This is a genomic window from Polymorphobacter sp., from assembly GCF_051860865.1.
In the GTDB taxonomy this organism is placed as follows: Bacteria; Pseudomonadota; Alphaproteobacteria; order Sphingomonadales; family Sphingomonadaceae; genus Sandarakinorhabdus.
In genome coordinates, this window is the sequence record NZ_JBIMKZ010000028.1 from 1 (window position 1) to 17,674 (window position 17,674).

Annotated in this window: 18 protein-coding genes and 1 tRNA gene; 9 read left to right on the plus strand and 10 right to left on the minus strand. The window is 67.3% G+C overall.

Translation table 11 applies throughout. The features are described from left to right. Positions 1-88 precede the first annotated feature (88 nt). The 6 genes from ACTIFJ_RS07060 to lptB are packed head-to-tail and all read right to left on the minus strand — an operon-like array spanning position 89 to position 5,965. Positions 89-829, minus strand: coding sequence for an alpha/beta fold hydrolase (locus tag ACTIFJ_RS07060; protein ID WP_439533394.1), 741 nt, complete (start codon positions 827-829; stop codon positions 89-91). Further along, positions 826-1,545, minus strand: coding sequence for a hypothetical protein (locus ACTIFJ_RS07065; protein ID WP_439533395.1), 720 nt, complete (start codon positions 1,543-1,545; stop codon positions 826-828). The genes ACTIFJ_RS07060 and ACTIFJ_RS07065 overlap by 4 nt, the downstream gene beginning before the upstream one ends. Then, positions 1,542-2,327, minus strand: a complete 786-nt coding sequence (locus tag ACTIFJ_RS07070; RefSeq protein ID WP_439533396.1) for a DsbA family protein — start codon at positions 2,325-2,327, stop codon at positions 1,542-1,544. Before ACTIFJ_RS07070 ends, ACTIFJ_RS07065 begins: the two co-directional genes overlap by 4 nt. Then, complete coding sequence (locus ACTIFJ_RS07075) at positions 2,327-3,688, minus strand: M48 family metalloprotease (RefSeq protein WP_439533397.1); 1,362 nt, start codon at positions 3,686-3,688, stop codon at positions 2,327-2,329. The genes ACTIFJ_RS07070 and ACTIFJ_RS07075 overlap by 1 nt, the downstream gene beginning before the upstream one ends. Before the next feature lie 50 nt (positions 3,689-3,738). After that, positions 3,739-5,157 carry an RNA polymerase factor sigma-54 gene (gene rpoN, locus ACTIFJ_RS07080; RefSeq protein ID WP_439533398.1) on the minus strand — a complete coding sequence of 473 codons (1,419 nt, stop codon included), beginning with the start codon at positions 5,155-5,157 and terminating at the stop codon, positions 3,739-3,741. A 31-nt stretch (positions 5,158-5,188) separates the two neighbouring features. Continuing rightward, positions 5,189-5,965, minus strand: a complete 777-nt coding sequence (lptB, locus tag ACTIFJ_RS07085) for an LPS export ABC transporter ATP-binding protein (protein WP_439533430.1) — start codon at positions 5,963-5,965, stop codon at positions 5,189-5,191. Positions 5,966-6,100: 135 nt separating this feature from the next. Here lptB and ACTIFJ_RS07090 point away from each other — a divergent pair, with 135 nt between their 5' ends. Together ACTIFJ_RS07090 and ACTIFJ_RS07095 are read left to right on the plus strand one after the other, a co-directional pair. After that, the gene (locus ACTIFJ_RS07090; RefSeq protein WP_439533431.1) at positions 6,101-6,889 is read left to right on the plus strand and encodes a sulfite exporter TauE/SafE family protein; all 789 of its coding nucleotides are present in this window, start codon (positions 6,101-6,103) and stop codon (positions 6,887-6,889) included. Positions 6,890-6,902: 13 nt separating this feature from the next. Then, the gene (locus tag ACTIFJ_RS07095) at positions 6,903-7,328 is read left to right on the plus strand and encodes a YqaA family protein (RefSeq protein WP_439533399.1); all 426 of its coding nucleotides are present in this window, start codon (positions 6,903-6,905) and stop codon (positions 7,326-7,328) included. Between the two features lie 3 nt (positions 7,329-7,331). Here ACTIFJ_RS07095 and ACTIFJ_RS07100 read toward each other — a convergent pair whose 3' ends face one another. After that, complete coding sequence (locus ACTIFJ_RS07100; protein WP_439533400.1) at positions 7,332-9,662, minus strand: DNA translocase FtsK 4TM domain-containing protein; 2,331 nt, start codon at positions 9,660-9,662, stop codon at positions 7,332-7,334. A gap of 149 nt (positions 9,663-9,811) precedes the next feature. On the opposite strand from ACTIFJ_RS07100, the gene ACTIFJ_RS07105 reads away from it, so the two are divergent. Next, complete coding sequence (locus ACTIFJ_RS07105; protein WP_439533401.1) at positions 9,812-11,029, plus strand: FAD-dependent monooxygenase; 1,218 nt, start codon at positions 9,812-9,814, stop codon at positions 11,027-11,029. Here ACTIFJ_RS07105 and ACTIFJ_RS07110 read toward each other — a convergent pair. Genes ACTIFJ_RS07110 through ACTIFJ_RS07120 form a run of 3 tightly spaced genes read right to left on the minus strand, consistent with a single transcriptional unit; the run spans position 11,026 to position 12,796 of the window. Next, positions 11,026-11,217: a Trm112 family protein gene (locus tag ACTIFJ_RS07110; RefSeq protein WP_439533402.1), complete on the minus strand. Its 192-nt coding sequence runs from the start codon at positions 11,215-11,217 to the stop codon at positions 11,026-11,028. The genes ACTIFJ_RS07105 and ACTIFJ_RS07110 overlap by 4 nt on opposite strands. Beyond that, a complete protein-coding gene (locus ACTIFJ_RS07115; protein WP_439533403.1) occupies positions 11,214-11,894 on the minus strand; it encodes an LON peptidase substrate-binding domain-containing protein in 681 nt (226 codons plus the stop codon). The genes ACTIFJ_RS07110 and ACTIFJ_RS07115 overlap by 4 nt, the downstream gene beginning before the upstream one ends. Further along, positions 11,891-12,796 carry a tetratricopeptide repeat protein gene (locus ACTIFJ_RS07120; protein ID WP_439533404.1) on the minus strand — a complete coding sequence of 302 codons (906 nt, stop codon included), beginning with the start codon at positions 12,794-12,796 and terminating at the stop codon, positions 11,891-11,893. Before ACTIFJ_RS07120 ends, ACTIFJ_RS07115 begins: the two co-directional genes overlap by 4 nt. A gap of 182 nt (positions 12,797-12,978) precedes the next feature. On the opposite strand from ACTIFJ_RS07120, the gene ACTIFJ_RS07125 reads away from it, so the two are divergent. The 6 genes from ACTIFJ_RS07125 to ACTIFJ_RS07150 all read left to right on the plus strand — a co-directional run bounded on the left by ACTIFJ_RS07125 (position 12,979) and on the right by ACTIFJ_RS07150 (position 17,674). Further along, a tRNA-Gly gene (locus ACTIFJ_RS07125) sits at positions 12,979-13,053 on the plus strand. A gap of 298 nt (positions 13,054-13,351) precedes the next feature. Next, positions 13,352-13,657 (plus strand): hypothetical protein, encoded by a 306-nt coding sequence (locus tag ACTIFJ_RS07130; protein WP_439533405.1) that lies wholly within the window; start codon positions 13,352-13,354, stop codon positions 13,655-13,657. A gap of 35 nt (positions 13,658-13,692) precedes the next feature. Beyond that, positions 13,693-14,253 (plus strand): GNAT family N-acetyltransferase, encoded by a 561-nt coding sequence (locus ACTIFJ_RS07135; protein WP_439533406.1) that lies wholly within the window; start codon positions 13,693-13,695, stop codon positions 14,251-14,253. Between the two features lie 13 nt (positions 14,254-14,266). After that, positions 14,267-15,313 (plus strand): class 1 fructose-bisphosphatase, encoded by a 1,047-nt coding sequence (locus tag ACTIFJ_RS07140; protein ID WP_439533407.1) that lies wholly within the window; start codon positions 14,267-14,269, stop codon positions 15,311-15,313. 1 nt (position 15,314) lies between these two features. After that, positions 15,315-16,190, plus strand: coding sequence for a phosphoribulokinase (locus ACTIFJ_RS07145; RefSeq protein ID WP_439533408.1), 876 nt, complete (start codon positions 15,315-15,317; stop codon positions 16,188-16,190). 26 nt (positions 16,191-16,216) lie between these two features. Next, a complete protein-coding gene (locus tag ACTIFJ_RS07150) occupies positions 16,217-17,674 on the plus strand; it encodes a form I ribulose bisphosphate carboxylase large subunit (RefSeq protein WP_439533409.1) in 1,458 nt (485 codons plus the stop codon).

Genomic DNA, 17,674 nt, shown 5'->3' on the forward strand with positions numbered 1-17,674 from the left:
TGCGGCCCCAGCCGCCGGAGGCACTTACTCTTGTCGCCGGAGGCACATTCCTTACCGCCGGAGGCCACCTTCTGAATGTCGATGCAGCCTAGTGCGCCAGCCAGGCCGCGATTGCGGCGCCGAAATCGGGCTTGGTGACGGTGCTCATATGATTGCCGGGGATGCTGACATGCGCGGCATTGGGCAGCACCAGCGCCAGTTCCTGCGCCGAGCCATTGTCTGAATCGTCCTCGCCGGCCAGCACCAGCGTCCGCGTATCGAGCCTGCGCAAGGTCTCGAGATCGGTCCAGCTCTGGGTACGTAGCAGATTGGCGATGGCGGCGCCGTCGGCCTTGGTGCCGCGCAGAAACATGTCGGCCGCATATTCGGCGGTACCCGGGGCAAAGCTCCCTGACTGTTCGATGACCTTCAGGAAGAAGTCCTGCCGCGCCTGCGCGCCGATGATGCCTTGCAGCCCCATGCCGGCGAGGATCGCGCGCCGGGGCCTGAGGCCACGGGCCAGCAGCCGGACCACGGTGCGGGCGCCGAGCGAATAGCCACCGAGCACGAAATCCTCGAGCCCGAGATGGGCAATCAGCGCCTCAATATCCCGAGCCAGCACATCGTCCGGCCAGCGGGCAGGATCATGGGGCTTGTCGCTCTGGCCATGGCCGCGCAGGTCCGGAAGGATCAGGCGGAATCCGGCCCCGGCGATCTCGGCGGCGGTGCCATAGCGAAGCCAGTTGATTTCGGCTGACGAGAACAGGCCGTGCAACAGAATCACCGGCGGGCCTTCGCCCACCTCTGTCCAGGCGATGCTTGTACCGTCGAAGGAAATGAAATCAGTCATTCGGTTGCGCGCAGCCCGGCGTAAACCACCGCCGGTAACGTCGCGGCAAGGCCCCAGGCGAATAGTTCGAAAACCGCCGACAACCAGGGGGCCGGGCCGATGCTGCGGATGAGCAGGCCCGAGGGCGCGATGGCAAGGCCGGCCAGCAGGCCGAGCAGCAATGTCCGGTCCCGGTTGCCGGCAGTGAGCGCGGCGGCGCGGCGCAGCGCGGCGATCGGGCCGAGCCGCTCGATGACGGCGGCGGGAACGGCCGGCATCAACGTGCACAGCGCCCATAGCGCCAGCGTCAGCAGGAGGGTCTGCAGGACAAAGCCCTGCGGCGTGCCATGCTGGGCAAACAGCTGCACGGTGAGCCCCAGGACAATGCCGGCGCCGGCGAGCAGCGCCACCTTGAGCCCGGGCTGGGCCCGGCGCAGCCCTTCCCGTACCAGGTCGGACGGGGCGAGGCGCAGACCGCCGAGCCGCGCGACCACGCCCCAGCTGACCTGCGCCATGAACAACATGGCCAGGACGGCACGGGCCGTGGTCAGCACCGTTGCCATGTCGGCACTGTATCCGGCCTCCGGGGCCAGCATGTTGACGAGCAGGCTTGGCAAACTGACCAGCACCACACCGCCGAGCAGCAGCGCCGCGAAATTGGCCCGGAGCACGGCCAAGGTACGGTACAGGGCCAGCATCACATCGAGGCGAGTTTCAGGCGCCTGCTCGTCGGTCATCCGCCGGTGCCACTTTCCCGCGCTTCGGCCACCGCTGCCTTCAAGGCGTCGAGACCGACGGCGCCCGACAATATGCGGTCGCCGACAATGTAACTGGGCGTGCCCGAAAGACCGAGCGCCCGGCCGAGATCGAGGTTGCGCTTGATCTCCGCCTTCAACGGTGCGGCGTTGAGATCGGCAGCGGTGCGCCGCTCGTCGAGCCCGGCCGCGCGCACCGTGGCGATGGTGCGTTCCCGCGTGACGCGCGCGCCATTCTTGAACATCGCGTCATGGAAACGAAGATATTTGCCTTGGGACGCGGCCGAGAGCGAGGCCATGGCCGCGACTTCGCTCTCCGGCGACAGCACCGGGAAATCGCGGAACACCACTTTCACCTTCTTGTCGTCCTGGATCAGCTTGGACACGTCACTGGCACCCTGGCGGCAGAAGGGGCAGGCATAATCGAAGAACACCACCAGCGAGACATCGCCGTCCGGATTGCCGGCCACGGCGCCGGCAAAGGGCGTTTCGATCTCCTTGCGGTTGGACGCCAGCATGCGTGTGGCTTCGCGGTTCTGCAGCCGCGTCATCGCCTCGGGAATGATCTCCGGATTGGCGAGGATATATTCGCGGACGATCCGCTCGATATTGGCGCGCCCCGCGCCAGTATCGGCACCACCCTGGCCAACCTGGTCGGCGAGCACCGCACCGGCGGCACTCGCGGCGGCAATGGCGGCGAGCACCGACAGAGCGGGCACCCGGCTGGCAGCGAGCCGGGACAGGAAGGGGCGTTTTTCGGGCATCAGCGCTTTTTCTTCTTCCCGTTCTTTTCCAGATCGTCGGCCGCTGCAAGCGCAATATCATCAGCGCGGATCCAGTCGGGCGTACCGCGCGGCAGGCCGTTCAGGGCAATGCGGGCATTGTGCGCCGCTCCGGCCGGATTGCCCTGCATGCTCAACCGCTCCGCCGAGGCCAGCGCGGCGCGTGGTTCGTCGCCGGTACGATCATAGATCACGCCAAGCTGATACCAGGCGAACGGATTCTCCCGGTCCCGCGCAATCGCCTTCTTCAGCAGCGGCTCGGCTTCGGCATAGAGATCGGGCTTTTCCGTCGAGATCAGGGCATGGCCGAGCAGGGTCATGATCAACGGCTCATCAGGCGCATTGGCGACAGCGGCGCGGAGCACCGGTACCGCATCGTCGGCGCGGCCCGATTCGAGCAGGATCTGGCCCTTGAGCTCGAGGAAATAGGGATCATTGGGGCTCTTCGCGAGGAGATAATCGGCTTCCTTCAGCGCCTGGTCGACATAGGCCGAACGGTGCCAGGCATAAGCGCGGGCATAATGCGCCGGGATGGACGTGTCGCTCTCAGGATAGAGCTGCATGACCCGCGTCGGCTCCTCGACATAGCCGGCCAGCTTGCCCTTGATCCGCTCAAAACGCGCAGAGAGGCCTGCCGGCGGCTTGTGGTCATAGGCCGGGCTCGCTTCATAAACGGCCTGCAAATTGGAGATGCGGGTGCCCGACAGCGGGTGCGTGCGCGCATATTCATTGTTCTGCGGGATGGCGAGCCTGAATTCCTGCCCCTGCAGCTTCTTGAAGAAATCGATCGAGCCCCGCCCGGAAATACCGGCGATGCCCAAATAGCGGGCCCCGGCCTGGTCGGCCCGGCTTTCCTGGTCCCGGGTGAAACTGAGGAACTTGCCGGTGGCCGCCTGGGTGCCCATGCCGAGCAGTGCCATCCCGGCCTCGCCGGCACCGGCGGCGACCGCGGCAGCGGCGCCCAGTAGCGACAGCAGCGAGATGGCGGTGGCTGGCCCGGCGCCCTCGCCAAAGCGGACATTGTGCCCGCCGGCAATATGGCCGAGCTCGTGCGCCATCACGCCCTCGACCTCGTTGACATTGTCGGCGGCGAGCAGAAGTCCAGAATGAAAAAAGACATTCTGGCCTCCAGTGACAAAGGCGTTGATCGTCGGGTCACCGATCATGACGATCTGGACGGAGCCTGGATCGAGATCGGCCGCCTCGATTAGCGGCTTGGCCATGTCCTTGAAGAAGCGCTCGGTCTCGGCATCGCGCAGGATCGACTGGGCGGCGGCCGGCGGCGCGGCAGCCAGCGCCAGGACAGCGGCCGTTGCGGCAACAAGGCGGGACGGACGAGGCATGGCCAGCCCATGGTTTAGCACGCGTGAACCCGTCGTGAAGCAGCCTGATTTCAGGCTGCTGCCAAGGCGCGGGCGCGGCGTCGGGCGATGCTCGATCCCAATCCCAGCGCCTCCCGGTATTTGGCGACCGTCCGGCGTGCAATATCAAAGCCTTCGGCCTGAAGCCGATCGACCAGATTGTCATCGGAGAGCACCTGCGCTCCTTCAGCGGCAATCAGCCGCGCAATCCTGTCCTTCACCGCGATCGCCGACGCCGCCTCGCCATCCCCGGCGCTGACGCCGCTGGCGAAGAACCAGCGCAGCTCGAACAGCCCGCGATCGCACGACAGATATTTGTTGGCCGCGACTCGGCTCACCGTCGACTCGTGCATCTCGATGGCGTCGGCAACCTGGCGCAACGTCAGCGGCTTCAACGCCGACACGCCTGATTCGAAGAACCCCTGCTGATGCCGGACAATCTCGCCGGCCACCTTGACGATCGTGCGCGCCCGCTGGTCGAGCGCCTTCATCAGCCAGTTGGCATCCGACAGGCATTCGCTGAGAAAGCCGTTGGTCGCCTTGCTGCCATCCCGGGCCAGCGTCGCATGATAGTCACGGTCGATGATCAGCCGCGGCAGCGTCGCCTGATTGAGCTCGACATGCCAGTTGCCCTCGCCATCCTGGTGAACCAGCACATCGGCGACGACGCTGTTGGCGGGGTCGCTGCCATAGCGCAGGCCGGGCTTTGGATCATAGCCACGCAGCTCGCGGATCATGTCCATCACATCCTCGCGGTCGAGCGCGCACAGGCGCATCAGCGCCGCAATGTCACCGCGGGCCACCAAATCGAGATTGTCGATCAGGATCGCCATCGCCGGGTCATAACGGTCGGCCTCGCGGGCCTGGATGGCGATGCACTCGGCCAGGCTGCGGGCGCCCACGCCCGAGGGGTCGAACCGCTGGAGCACGTCGAGCACAGAGGCCACCGCCGGCGGCAGCACGCCCAGCCGGCGGGCGATCGTCTCGATATCGAGGGTCAGATAGCCGGTCTCGTCGATGTGATCGATGATATGGCCGGCGATGACCAGCCGCTCCCCGGAAAAGCTCACACCGGCCTGGGCCAGGAGCGTTTCAGCCAGGCTGGCTTCGGCACCGGCGAAGCGGTCGAAATCCGTGCCCTCGCCCGGCTGGCCCGGTTCCGGAAGGGGCAATTCCCCCGGCGCGATCCCGCCCATCGACAGCTCCGTGCTGGCCGTGACAAGATTCAACGGTTCCTGACGCGGCGCCGGTGCCGGCTCGGCGTCGGCGATGGCGGCCGCGCCGTCTTCGGGCGCGCCGGCGGTCAGCAACGGGTTCTGGTCGAGCTGCTCGGCGATATAGGTCTCAAGCTCGATATTGGTCAGCGTCAGCAGCTTGATCGCCAGCTGCAGCTGGGGGGTCATGACCAGCTGCTGCGATTGCCGCAACTCGAGCCGGGGACCGATGGCCATGCCCGTCAGCAGTCCCTGCCCCGGGCGTCGGTCACAGGCTGAAATCTTCGCCCAGATAGACGCGGCGGACGGTCTCGTCGGCGACCAGCGCCTGCGGCGTGCCTTCGAACAACACCCGGCCATCATAGATGATGCAGGCGCGGTCGACGATCTCCAGCGTTTCGCGGACATTATGGTCGGTAATCAGCACGCCGATGTCCTTGCTCCGCAGCTGGACGACCAGTCCCCGAATGTCGGCGATCGAAATCGGGTCGATGCCGGCGAACGGCTCGTCGAGCAGCATGATCGACGGGTTGGCCGCCAGCGCGCGGGCGATTTCGCACCGCCGCCGTTCACCGCCGGACAGCGCCATGGCCGGCGCGGCGCGCAGCCGGGTGATGTGGAATTCGTCGAGCAGCTGGTCCAGCCGGGCGCGCCGTGTCGCCGGATCGGGCTCGGCCACTTCGAGGACGGCGAGGATGTTCTGCTCGACGGTCATGCCGCGAAAGATCGAGGTTTCCTGCGGCAGGTAGCCGAGCCCGAGCGCGGCGCGGCGATACATCGGCAGGCCGGTAATGTTGTGGCCATCGAGCAGAATGCGGCCGGAGTCGGGCATCGCCAGCCCCATGATCGAATAGAAGCAGGTAGTCTTGCCGGCGCCATTGGGCCCAAGCAGCCCCACCACCTCACCGCGCCGCACCGACAGCGAGACATCGCGCAGCACCACCCGCTTGTCATAACGCTTGCCGATACCATCGACCGACAGGCCGCGCAGCACCGAGGTGTCGGTCGACACGGTGTCGGCACCGTCATCGAGCGGTCCGCCCATCGGCTCGTCCAGAAGCTCGGTTCCGGTCATGATCATCCTCAGCCTATTGGCGCAAAGCTTGCATCTAGTCTTTGCCAGCCGCCATGGCCATCGGACAAGGCCCGACTTATGCCGAAATGACTGGTATTGGCGACGATGAGACGCCATGGCGGCACGATGTTTCCCGAAAGCCTCAGCCTGTCCTCGATGCTGGTGCTGTTCGTGGCGGGAATCTGGGCCGGCACGCAGAATGCGCTCGCCGGCGGCGGGTCGTTCATCACGCTGCCGGCGCTGATCCTCGCCGGGCTCGATCCCAAGCTGGCCAACATCACCAGCACCATGGCGCTGTTTCCCGGCCAGATCACTACCGGCATCGCCGGGCGGCGGCTGGTGACAGGCGCCGAGCGGCTGTCCTTCCGGGCGCTGGCCATGATCAGCCTTGTCGGCGGCGTGGCCGGCGCCGCCCTGCTCGTGATCACGCCCAGCAGCGTGTTCGCCTCGATGGTGCCGTGGCTCGTCCTGGTCGCGACAGGCATCTTTGCCTGGTCGACCTTCGGTCGCCGCCGCCTCGGCGAGGCACCGGCGGTGCCGCCCCCGGCATGGGTATCTGCGCTCATCCAGTCGGTGATCGCGGTCTACAGCGGCTTCTTCGGCGGCGGCGCCGGGATCATCACACTGGCGGCGCTGACTCTGGCGCGCATGCCGATTCGCAACGCCGGGGGCACCAAGAATGTACTCGTGTCGCTTTCGAACGCGTCGGCGGCCGTCGTCTTTGCGCTGTCGGGTACCGTCGCCTGGAGTTTTGCCCTGATCCTCGGCAGCGGATCGATCCTCGGCGGCTATCTGGGCGCACGACTGCTGACCGTGCTGCCGGAGCGGGTCCTTCGCATCGGCGTGATCGTTATCGGCCTGCTGCTAACGGTCGGGCTGTTCGTGCGGGGATGAGCAAAGGGCCGTGATGGCCTACGGCGCCCTTTTCACCTCGGCGTTGATCGCGGCAACGATCCTGCCGATGCAGTCCGAAGCCGTGCTGGTGGCGCTGCTGATGGCCGGCGATCATCCGGTGTGGGCGCTGCTGCTCGTCGCCACGCTGGGCAATGTGCTTGGCTCGGTCATCAACTGGGCGATCGGTCGCCATCTGCGCCATTTCAGCGGACGACGTTGGTTCCCGGCCTCCGAGCGCCAACTCGCGCGCGCCCAGAGCTGGTACGGGCGTTATGGCCGCTGGTCACTTCTCGCCAGCTGGGTGCCGCTGGTCGGCGATCCGCTGACGGTGGTGGCGGGCATCATGCGCGAGCCGATCGGCCCGTTCCTGCTGCTGGTCACGGTTGCCAAGGGGGGCCGATATCTGGCCCTGGCGGCGCTGACCCTGGCCTGGACCTGAGCCTCAGCGGCGCATCCCATGCTCGTCGACGAGCACTTCGCGGCGGCCGACATGGTCGGGACGGCTGACGAAGCCATCCTGCTCCATGCGCTCGATGATGCGCGCCGCATTGTTGTAGCCGATCCGCAGGCTGCGCTGGAGATAGCTGGTGGACGCCTTCTGCGCCGAGGCGATGGCCTGGACGGCGCGGGTATAGGTATCCTCCTCCTCGTCGGCGGCCGGCCCGCCGGGGCCGCGCGGTGCCGCACCGCCGGGCGCCTCGCTCCAGCTCTCGCCGTCGACCGGGTCTTCGGTAACCGCCTCGACATAGGCGGGCATGCCCTGGCGGCGCCAGTGGTCGGCGACGGCCTCGACCTCGTCATCGGAAACGAACGGGCCATGGACACGGACCGGCGCCTTGCCGCCCGGCATCCAAAGCATGTCGCCCTTGCCGAGCAGCTGCTCGGCCCCCTGCTCGCCGAGGATGGTGCGGCTGTCGATCTTCGAGGTGACCTGAAAGCTGATGCGGGTCGGTAGATTCGCCTTGATGACGCCGGTGATGACATCGACCGACGGTCGCTGGGTGGCCATGATCAAATGAATGCCGGCCGCCCGCGCCTTCTGGGCGAGCCGCTGGATCAGGAACTCTACCTCCTTGCCGGCGGTCATCATCAGGTCGGCCAGCTCGTCCACCACGACGACGACGAGCGGCAGCGGCTCGAAATCGAGGATCTCCTCCTCGATGATCGGTGCCTCGGTGTCCGGATCCCAGCCGGTCTGGACACGCCGCACGAACGGCCGGCCGCTGGCCTTGGCCTCGCGCACCTTCTGGTTGAAGTTGGCCAGGCTGCGGACGTTGATCGCCGACATCTGGCGGTAGCGATCCTCCATCTGCTCGACCGCCCATTTCAGCGCCCGGATCGCCTTGGCCGGCTCGGTGACGACCGGAGCGAGCAGGTGCGGAATCCCGTCATAGGTCTTCAGTTCGAGCATCTTGGGATCGATCATGATCATCCGGCACTCGGCCGGCGTCAGCCGGTAGAGCAGCGACAGGATCATGCAGTTGAGTCCCACCGACTTGCCCGATCCGGTGGTGCCGGCGATCAGCAGATGCGGCATCGGCGCGAGGTCGGCGATCACTGGTTCGCCGGAAATATCCTTGCCGAGGATGATCGGCAGCGTCTGGCTGCGACCCTCGAAAGCCGAGGAGCCGAGCAGTTCCGACAGGCTGACCATTTCGCGGCTGGCATTGGGCAGCTCGATGCCGATGACATTCCGCCCCGGCACCACCGCGACACGCGCCGACAGCGCCGACATCGACCGCGCGATATCGTCGGCAAGGCCGATGACCCGGCTCGCCTTGATACCGGGCGCAGGCTCAAGCTCGTACATGGTGACGACCGGGCCAGGACGGACCTCGCCGATCCGCCCCTTGACGCCGAAATCCTCCAGCACGCCCTCGAGCAGCCGGGCGTTCTGGGCCAGCGCGGCAGTATCGATCCGCTTGGCCGGCCCCGAGGGCGGCGGCTTGAGCAGGTCGAGCCCCGGCAACACGGCACCGTCGCCAAGATCCATCGCCACCTGCCGCTGGCGTCGCGCCGGTGCCGGGGCGACGGTGGGGCTGACGACGCGCGGCGGCTCGGCATCCTCGCTGTCACGCGATCGGACGTCCTCATCGGTCCGGCCGGTGCGCGGCGCGAGAATCAGAGGGGCATCATAATCCTCCTCTTCCTCCAGCGCCGGCTCGCGCCGCACCCAGGCGAGATCGTCGACCCCCAGGCCGCTGCCCCAGACGAGCAGCGCGAGGCCGGCCGGTGCCAGCAGGATCGCCATCACCATGCCGATCGGCAAGCCGGTCGCCCAGGCTTGCTCGGACAGGGCGTCGACGCTCCAGCCGGCCAGCGTTCCCAGCGCGCCCCCCGCACCGGCCGGCGCCGGGCCGGCGGGCAGCATCAGCCCGCCGGCGGCGGCCGACAGCAGCAGCATCCCCGCAGGGATGGCGAGGCAGGCCCGGCGCACGCCGAACGGCTGGGACAGCGCAAGGCACAGCCCGGCCACCAGCGGCAACAGGGCCAGCGCCAGGCTCGGCCAGCCAAAACCCTGCAGCAGCAGGTCGGCGACATGGCTTCCGGGGGCGCCGACCAGGTTGCTGGCGCCGCGACCGGTGACCGTGTTGAAACTCGGATCGTCAGGCGAATAGCTGAGCAGCGCGGCGATCAGCCCGGCGCCGAGCAGCATCAGCAGGATGCCGCCGGTCAGCAGCATCAGGCGATGCAGGGTCAGCCGGACCCACGCGCTGAATGCGTCGAGGCGGGAGGGCTTGCTGACCTGCACTTTGGCGGCGCGTGTCGCCATTAGAGCGTTTCCCCGCAGATTCCTCGCCACATGGCAACGGTGTTCATGGTTTGAACCGGTCACTCACAGTGACGCAGCCGGACTCGCCGGTCAAGACCAAGACATCTTGTCCGCTTGGGGCCTGCCGCCATTTGCGTTAGGGACAAGGGATGGATGCAGATGTTCTGATCATTGGCGGCGGGCTGATCGGCTCGACGATGGCGCTGGCGCTGGCCCGGCACGAGGTGACCAGTATCGTCATCGACACCGCGGATCTCAAGACGACGCTGGCAGCAGGGTTCGATGGCCGGGCCAGCGCCATTGCCAGCGCCTCGGCGCGGATGCTGCAGGCCCTTGGCCTGGGCGACGTCCTGACTGAGCATGGTTGCCCGATCCGCGCCATCCGCGTCACCGACGGCACGGCGCCACAATTCCTGCATTTCGACGCCGGCGAGGGGGCAGAGCCGCTCGGCATCATGCTCGAGAACCGGCTGCTGCGGATCGCGCTGATGGAAGCCGTCGCCGCCACCCCGGAGATCCGCCTGATCGCGCCCGCCCAGGTCCGATCGCTGGTCCGCGACGACCATGCCGCCCGGGTGACGCTCGACTCCGGCGAGGTGCTGGCCGCGCCGCTCGCGATCGCCGCCGATGGCCGACGCTCGGCGACGCGCGAGGCCGCCGGAATCCGCATCGCCGGCTGGTCCTATCCCAATGCGGCGCTGGTCGCGATGGTGGCGCACAGCGTCCCGCACGGCAATGTCGCCTGCGAACTCTTCTATCCCTCCGGTCCACTGGCGCTGCTGCCGATGATCGACCATGCCGACGGCCGCCATCGATCGGCGATTGTCTGGACCGTCGATGCCGACGCCGCTGCCGGCGCCCGCAAACTCGCCCCCAAGGCGCTGGCGGCCGAGATCGCCGCCCGGATTGACGGCACGCTCGGCGAAATCGAGCTGATCGCGCCGCAGGCGGTTTGGCCGCTCGGCTATCACCACGCCGCCCGCTATCATGTGCCCCGGTTGGTGCTGGCCGGCGACGCCGCGCACGGCATCCATCCGATCGCCGGCCAGGGGCTCAACATGGGCTTTCGCGATGTCGCGGCGCTGGCGCAGGTGCTGGTCGATGCGGTGCGGACCGGCCAGGATATCGGCCATCCCGATGTGCTGTCGCGCTACTCCGCCTGGCGTCGGCTGGACAATTCGATGGTCGGCGCCGTCACCGATGGCCTCAACAGGCTGTTCGCCGTACCCGGCCGGCTTCCGGCGGCCGTGCGTCGGTTCGGCCTGTCCGCGGTGGAACGCGCCGGCCCGTTGAAGGCCCGGTTCATGGCCGAGGCGCGCGGCGAAACCGGCGAACTGCCGGCCCTGCTTCAGGGCAACCTGATCTAGCCGACCGGCGGCAGCTCCCGCGCCTCTTCGACGAGCAGGATCGGCGTGCCATTGCGGATCGGATAGGCCAGCCCGGCGGTGTCCGACACCAGTTCCTGCCGCTCGGCATCGAGCCGCAGCGGCGTGCGGGTCATCGGGCAGACCAGGATCGCCAGCAGCTTTGGATCGAGCGGCTTCGTGTCACTCATTGGAGCGTCGGGCTGTTCGACGAATCGGGCCCGGGGCCCTGGGCAAAGGTCATCAGCGCGGTGAGCGTCGCAGCGCGCGTCGCAAGATCAGCGGCCTCGAGCAGCGCCTGCTTTTCGGGCGGATCGAACGGGCAGACGCAGGCCAGCGTCGTCACCAGCGATTCGTCATCGGCGGCCTTCACCGCGTCCCAGTCGGCCGCAAGGCCCTGGCTGTCGAGATAGGTCTGCAACACATCCTCGAGGTTGGCCCGCGCGGCAGGCGCAAGGGCGGCCGGATCTTCCCGATCCTCCTGGAATCCGAGATAATCGGCCATCACCTGTCGATAAGGCGTCGTCCGTTCGAGCTCGGCCTGCACCCGGAAGCGGTTGAGGCCGGTCAGGGTGATGAGAATCCGCCCGTCCTCGGTTTCCCGATGGTCGGTGATCCGCCCGAGGCAGCCGACCTCGAACAGCGACGGCGGATCCTGCCGGCTCCGCGGCTGGATCATGCCGATGATCCGGTGCGCGGCGCCGGTGGCGGCCATGGCATCGCGCACCATCGCCAGATAGCGCGGCTCAAAGATGTTGAGCGGCAGCACGCCGCGCGGCAGCAACAGCGCGCCGGTCAGCGGGAACACCGGCACGGCAACCGGCAGCGGCACCCGCGGCGGATAGTCGGGATCGGGCGCGTCGGTCATGAGAACAGGATGGCACGCAGCCGCGCGCGCGTCTTGATGCTCCAGGGGTCGGCCAGGCCGGCGGCTTCGAACAGCTTGAGCAGCCTGTCGCGCGCCGCACCCTCGTTCCAGCCACGATCGGCGGCGACGATGGCCAGCAGGTGATCGGCGGCCTGGTCACGGTCGGCGCGCGCCAGATAACCGCTGGCCAGCTCGAAGCGCAGCGCATGATCGTCCGGCGCGGCCGCCACCTGCGCCTCCAGCCCGGCAAGGTCATCGACCGGGCTCGCCTCGAGCGCCAGCGCCACGGCGGCGCGCGCCCGGGCGATTTCGGGGTCCTTGCTGTCGGCGGGGATGCGGGCCAGCACGGTGCCGGCCTCCTCGGCGCGGCCGGCGGCGAGCAGCGCCTGCGCCTCGGCGGCGGCGATATCCTCGCGCTCCGGCAGCTCGGCGCCCAGCGCAGCGAGCATGGCCAGCGCGTCGTCATGGCCCCCGGCGGTGCTCAGCTCGCGCGCGGCGTCGAGCAGCTCGGCGATCTGGGCGGCATCGTCAGTGTCGCCCGGCGCCGGCGGCGCGCCAGCCAGCAGCCGTTCGATGAACGCATTCAGCTCGCGCTCGCCGAGCGCGCCCTGGAAGCCATCGACCGGGGCCCCGCCGAGAAAGGCATAGACCGTCGGGATCGACTGGATGCGGAACTGGGCGGCGAGCGTCTGATTCTTGTCGACATCGATCTTGACCAGCTTGACCCGCGGCGCATGAGCCGCGGTGACCTTCTCCAGCAAGGGGCCGAGCGTCTTGCACGGCCCACACCATTCCGCCCAGAAGTCGACCAGCACGAGCGCGGTCTTCGATGCGTCGATGACATCGCGTTTGAAGGCGTCGATCGACGCCTTTTCAGTGGCTGCGGTGGCGATGCTGGCCAAGTCTGCTCTCCCGTGACGCGCTGGTGCGGCTGGACATGGACATGCATATGGGCGTTCCCCCCCCGTTTTGCCAAGCCTGTCAGGGGTGGCGGCGGCGCCGCAGCCGGACAAGCGTTTTTGCTTTCATGCTTGCATGCCACGCCCGGGCCATGCTAGCGGCACCGCTCTCCACGATGTGGGGTGCGGGCGTAGCTCAGGGGTAGAGCGCAACCTTGCCAAGGTTGAAGTCGAGGGTTCGAATCCCTTCGCCCGCTCCAGTCCCTGTCAGGGACTGGAGCCTGGCCGTGGTAACGGCCCCAGCAACATTAGATCTTGCCGACGCTGCTGCCGACAGGGAGCAGCCGCCGCTTCGCCGCGCGATATTGTCCCAAGCACTAATCGTCGCAGTGCAGCACAACTTTGTGATTCTTTGATCTGGCGCAATGCCGGCCGGCTGGTTGCGCGTACCAAAGAGCCATGGCGTTGCCCCCCTCGATGGCGTGGGTCCGCCTGATCTGACGGCCGCCGCGCGTGGACTCGAGGATCGATATTGTAACGAGCACAGGAGTTCGAGCCATGACCGGTTCACTGATGATCGATGGGCTTATGGCCTTTTTCGCCCTGGCCACGCTCGGCGCGGCGGGTGCGCCGCTCCTGCTGCTGCCGAAATGGATGGCGGGCGTGCAGACCCGACGGATCGCCTTCCATCGAAGCGCCATCGAGGCCCTGACGGCCGAGCTGGCACGCCCCCAGCACGATGCCGCCCATGCCGATCGCCTGGCTCTGCGGCGCCAGCAGAATATCGCCGCGCTGAAAGCGCTGGTGCCGACCGAAGCCATCCAGCCCCTGCCAGCCGACACGCGGCTGGGCCTCGCGGCCTGAAAAGGCCGGCGCCTTCGGGCCGAAAGGAATTCGCCATGTCAGTCCAGATCGAAACGACCCGCACACCCGCTGCCGCCGCCAAGCCGGCGATCGCGGTATCTCCTTGCGTGCTGACCACCCGGACCGGCTTTGCGTTTCTCGTTCGGCCGGCCAGCCCCGAGGATGAGCCGGCGCTGGCCGAATGTTTCGCCCATGTCACCCCGGCCGAGCTGCGGTTCCGGTTCCTGACCGGCTGCCGCGAGGTCGGGCATCACCGCCTCGAGGCGATGACCGTCATCGATCATGATACCACCGAGAACTTCCTCGCCCTGTTGCCGGACGGGACGATCCTGGCGTCCGGCCTGATCGCCACCGACGCCGCCCGCGAGCGGGCCGAAGTCGCCATCTCGATCCGGGCCGATTATCGCGGCCGGGGCATCAGCTGGACGTTGCTCGACCATATCGCCCGCTATGCCCAGCAGCGGGGGATCAAGGTGATCGAGTCGATCGAATCGCGGGAGAATCGCGATGCCATCGCGCTCGAGCAGCAGATGGGTTTCATCGTCGAGCCGCTGGCGGGGGATCCGACCCTCGTCCGCGTCAGCCGGCAACTCTGACCCGGCCAGCGCCATGACATCGCCCGATCTTGCAACAGCCCTGGCTGGCTGGGTGGAAAACGACGCGCGCCGCGCGGCCGCCCGCGACGCCATATTGGCGATCGCCGGGGTGTGCGAGGCGATGCAGGCCCATATCGCCGGCGGTGCGCTCGTCGCCGACCATGGCGCGGTGGTCGGCGAAAGCCTCGACGGCGACGGCCAGAAGGCGCTCGACGTCTGGGCCGATGCGGCCTTTGTCGAGGCGCTGGGCCGCACGGGCACCGGTGCATTGGTCTCGGAGGAGCGGGCCGGGGTGGTTCACCTTGGTGGCACCGGCGGCGTCGTGGTCGCGCTCGATCCGATCGACGGGTCTTCGAATGTCGCGGTCAACGGGCCGATCGGCACGATCTTCTCGGTGCTTCCCGATATCGGCGGGCCAGATATCGGTGGTGCGGCGAGCTTCCTGCAGCCCGGCCACGCCCAGATCGCTGCCGGCTATGTGCTGTTCGGGCCGCAGTGCGCGCTCGCCTTGACGCTCGGCGCCGGCACCCGGCTGTTCGTGCTCGATCCCCGTGGGCGGCGGTTCATGCAGGTCGAGCGCGCCCTGCAGATTCCCCGGCACTCGAATGAATGTGCGATCAACGGCTTCAACTACCGGCACTGGACCGCCGCCGTGCGCGCCTATGTCGATGATTGCATCGCCGGGAGCGAAGGGCCGCGCGGCGCCGATGCCAACACCCGCTGGATGGGCGCGGCGGTGGCCGATGTGCACCGCATTCTCGTGCGCGGCGGCGTCTATCTCTATCCGCGCGATGCCCGGCGTGGCTATCATCAGGGCCGGCTGCGGCTGGTCTATGAGGCCAACCCGATCGCCTTCCTCGTCGAACAGGCGGGCGGCAAGGCGTTCGACGGCCAGACCCGGATCCTGGACCTGGTGCCGACCGCCATCCACCAGCGCGTGCCGCTGATCTTCGGCTCGGCCGGAGAGATCGACCGGATCGCCCGCTACAAGGCCAACCCGAACCTGGTCGTCGGCCGCGCCCCGCTGTTCCACCGCCGCGGGCTGTTCAAGGGGCTCTGACATGTCACAGCGTCACCCGATCATTTCGGTCACCGGCTCATCGGGCGCCGGCACGACAACGGTCAAGAACACCTTCGCGACGATTTTCCGCCGCGAAGGCGTCAATGCCGCGACGATCGAAGGCGATGCCTTCCACGGGTTCAACCGTGCCGAGATGCGCGAGCGCCTCGCTGCTGCCGAAGCGGCCGGCAACCGCCACATGAGCCACTTCGGGCCGGCCGAGAACCTGCTCGAAGAGCTCGAACGCACCTTCCGCACCTATGGCGAGCGGGGCGCCGGCCGAACCCGCATCTATGTCCATGATGCGCAGGAGGCGGCAGTGCACGGCGTCGCGCCGGGCCATTTCACCGAATGGACCGATCTGCCGGAAGACACCGACCTGCTGTTCTACGAAGGGCTGCACGGCGCCGTCGTGACCGACACGGTCGATGTCGCCCGCCATGCCGACCTCAAGATCGGCGTGGTGCCGGTGATCAATCTCGAATGGATCCAGAAGATTCACCGGGACCGGGCCACGCGCGGCCATTCGACCGAGGCGGTGACCGACACCATCCTGCGGCGGATGCCCGACTATGTGAATTACATCTGCCCGCAATTCACCGTCACCGATGTCAATTTCCAGCGCATCCCGACGGTGGACACCTCGAACCCGTTCACCGCCCGCTGGATACCCACGCCCGACGAATCGATGGTGGTGATCCGCTTCCGCAACCCGCGCGGCATCGACTTCATGTACCTGACCTCGATGCTGCACGACAGCTTCATGAGCCGTGCCAACTCGATCGTCATCCCGGGCAACAAGCTCGATCTGGCGATGCAGCTGATCCTGACGCCGATGATCATGCGGCTGATCGACATCAAGCGGAGGGTCGCATGACGCGGCCTGTTCAAGGAGCCACGAAGATGAACACATCGGCCCCCGTCGAAGGCGCCGCCCGCTACAAGTCGGGTGTCATGGAATATGCCCGGATGGGCTATTGGCAGCCGGACTATGAGCCCCGGATCACCGACGTCATTGCGATGTTCCGGATCAGCCCGCAGGACGGTGTCGATCCGATCGAGGCCGCCGCCGCGGTCGCCGGCGAGAGCTCGACCGCCACCTGGACCGTGGTCTGGACCGACCGGCTAACCGCGGCGGAGAAATATCGCGCCAAGGCCTATCGCGTCGATCCGGTGCCCGGCCAGCCCGGCCAGTGGTTCGCCTATATCGCCTATGATCTGGACCTGTTCGAACCCGGCTCGATCGCCAACCTGACCGCGTCGATCATCGGCAATGTCTTCGGCTTCAAACCCTTGAAGGCGCTGCGGCTCGAGGACATGCGGTTTCCGGTCGCCTATGTGAAAACCTTCGATGGCCCACCCACCGGCATCGTCGTCGAGCGCGAACGGCTCGACAAGTTCGGCCGGCCGCTGCTCGGCGCCACCATCAAGCCGAAGCTCGGCCTGTCGGGCCGCAGCTATGGCCGCGTCGTCTATGAAGGCCTGAAAGGCGGGCTCGATTTCACCAAGGACGACGAGAACATCAACTCGCAGCCGTTCATGCATTGGCGCGACCGCTTCCTCTACTGCATGGAGGCGGTCAACAAGGCGCAGGCCGCGACCGGCGAGGTCAAGGGCACCTATCTCAACGTCACCGCGGCGACGATGGAGGACATGTACGAGCGCGCCGAATTTGCCAAGCAGCTCGGCTCCATCGTCATCATGATCGATCTCGTCATCGGTTACACCGCCATCCAGTCGATGTCGAAATGGTGCCGCCGCAACGACATGATCCTCCATCTTCACCGCGCCGGCCACGGCACTTACACGCGGCAGAAAACCCACGGCGTGTCGTTCCGGGTCATCGCCAAATGGATGCGGCTGGCCGGTGTCGACCATATCCATGCCGGCACCATCGTCGGCAAGCTGGAAGGCGATCCCGAGACCACCAAGGGCTATTATGACATCTGCCGGGAGACGTTTAACCCCGTCCACCTCGAGCGCGGCCTCTTCTTCGACCAGGATTGGGCGAGCCTCAACGCGGTGATGCCGGTGGCATCGGGCGGCATCCATGCCGGCCAGATGCACCAGCTGCTCGATCTGCTCGGGGAGGATTGCGTGATGCAGTTCGGCGGCGGCACCATCGGCCACCCGCAAGGCATCCAGGCCGGCGCCACCGCCAACCGGGTGGCGCTCGAATGCATGGTGCTGGCGCGCAACGAGGGCCGGGACATCGCCAATGAAGGCCCCGAGATCCTCGCCGACGCCGCCCGCTGGTGCAGCCCGCTCAAGGCGGCGCTCGAGACGTGGAAGAACGTCAGCTTCAACTACGCCTCGACCGACACGCCCGACTACGCCCCCACCCCGTCGGTTTCGTATTGA

Bases quoted from the DNA above. Each gene is read 5' to 3' on its own strand.
- ACTIFJ_RS07130 (WP_439533405.1), top strand. From the start codon at position 13,352: ATGACCGGTTCACTGATGATCGATGGGCTTATGGCCTTTTTCGCCCTG.
- ACTIFJ_RS07065 (WP_439533395.1), bottom strand. From the start codon at position 1,545: ATGACCGACGAGCAGGCGCCTGAAACTCGCCTCGATGTGATGCTGGCC.
- ACTIFJ_RS07135 (WP_439533406.1), top strand. From the start codon at position 13,693: ATGTCAGTCCAGATCGAAACGACCCGCACACCCGCTGCCGCCGCCAAG.
- ACTIFJ_RS07090 (WP_439533431.1), top strand. From the start codon at position 6,101: ATGAGACGCCATGGCGGCACGATGTTTCCCGAAAGCCTCAGCCTGTCC.
- ACTIFJ_RS07150 (WP_439533409.1), top strand. From the start codon at position 16,217: ATGAACACATCGGCCCCCGTCGAAGGCGCCGCCCGCTACAAGTCGGGT.
- ACTIFJ_RS07070 (WP_439533396.1), bottom strand. From the start codon at position 2,327: ATGCCCGAAAAACGCCCCTTCCTGTCCCGGCTCGCTGCCAGCCGGGTG.
- ACTIFJ_RS07100 (WP_439533400.1), bottom strand. From the start codon at position 9,662: ATGGCGACACGCGCCGCCAAAGTGCAGGTCAGCAAGCCCTCCCGCCTC.
- ACTIFJ_RS07060 (WP_439533394.1), bottom strand. From the start codon at position 829: ATGACTGATTTCATTTCCTTCGACGGTACAAGCATCGCCTGGACAGAG.
- ACTIFJ_RS07095 (WP_439533399.1), top strand. From the start codon at position 6,903: ATGGCCTACGGCGCCCTTTTCACCTCGGCGTTGATCGCGGCAACGATC.
- rpoN (WP_439533398.1), bottom strand. From the start codon at position 5,157: ATGGCCATCGGTCCCCGGCTCGAGTTGCGGCAATCGCAGCAGCTGGTC.
- ACTIFJ_RS07075 (WP_439533397.1), bottom strand. From the start codon at position 3,688: ATGCCTCGTCCGTCCCGCCTTGTTGCCGCAACGGCCGCTGTCCTGGCG.
- ACTIFJ_RS07105 (WP_439533401.1), top strand. From the start codon at position 9,812: ATGGATGCAGATGTTCTGATCATTGGCGGCGGGCTGATCGGCTCGACG.
- ACTIFJ_RS07140 (WP_439533407.1), top strand. From the start codon at position 14,267: ATGACATCGCCCGATCTTGCAACAGCCCTGGCTGGCTGGGTGGAAAAC.
- lptB (WP_439533430.1), bottom strand. From the start codon at position 5,965: ATGGGCGGACCGCTCGATGACGGTGCCGACACCGTGTCGACCGACACC.
- ACTIFJ_RS07110 (WP_439533402.1), bottom strand. From the start codon at position 11,217: ATGAGTGACACGAAGCCGCTCGATCCAAAGCTGCTGGCGATCCTGGTC.
- ACTIFJ_RS07145 (WP_439533408.1), top strand. From the start codon at position 15,315: ATGTCACAGCGTCACCCGATCATTTCGGTCACCGGCTCATCGGGCGCC.
- ACTIFJ_RS07115 (WP_439533403.1), bottom strand. From the start codon at position 11,894: ATGACCGACGCGCCCGATCCCGACTATCCGCCGCGGGTGCCGCTGCCG.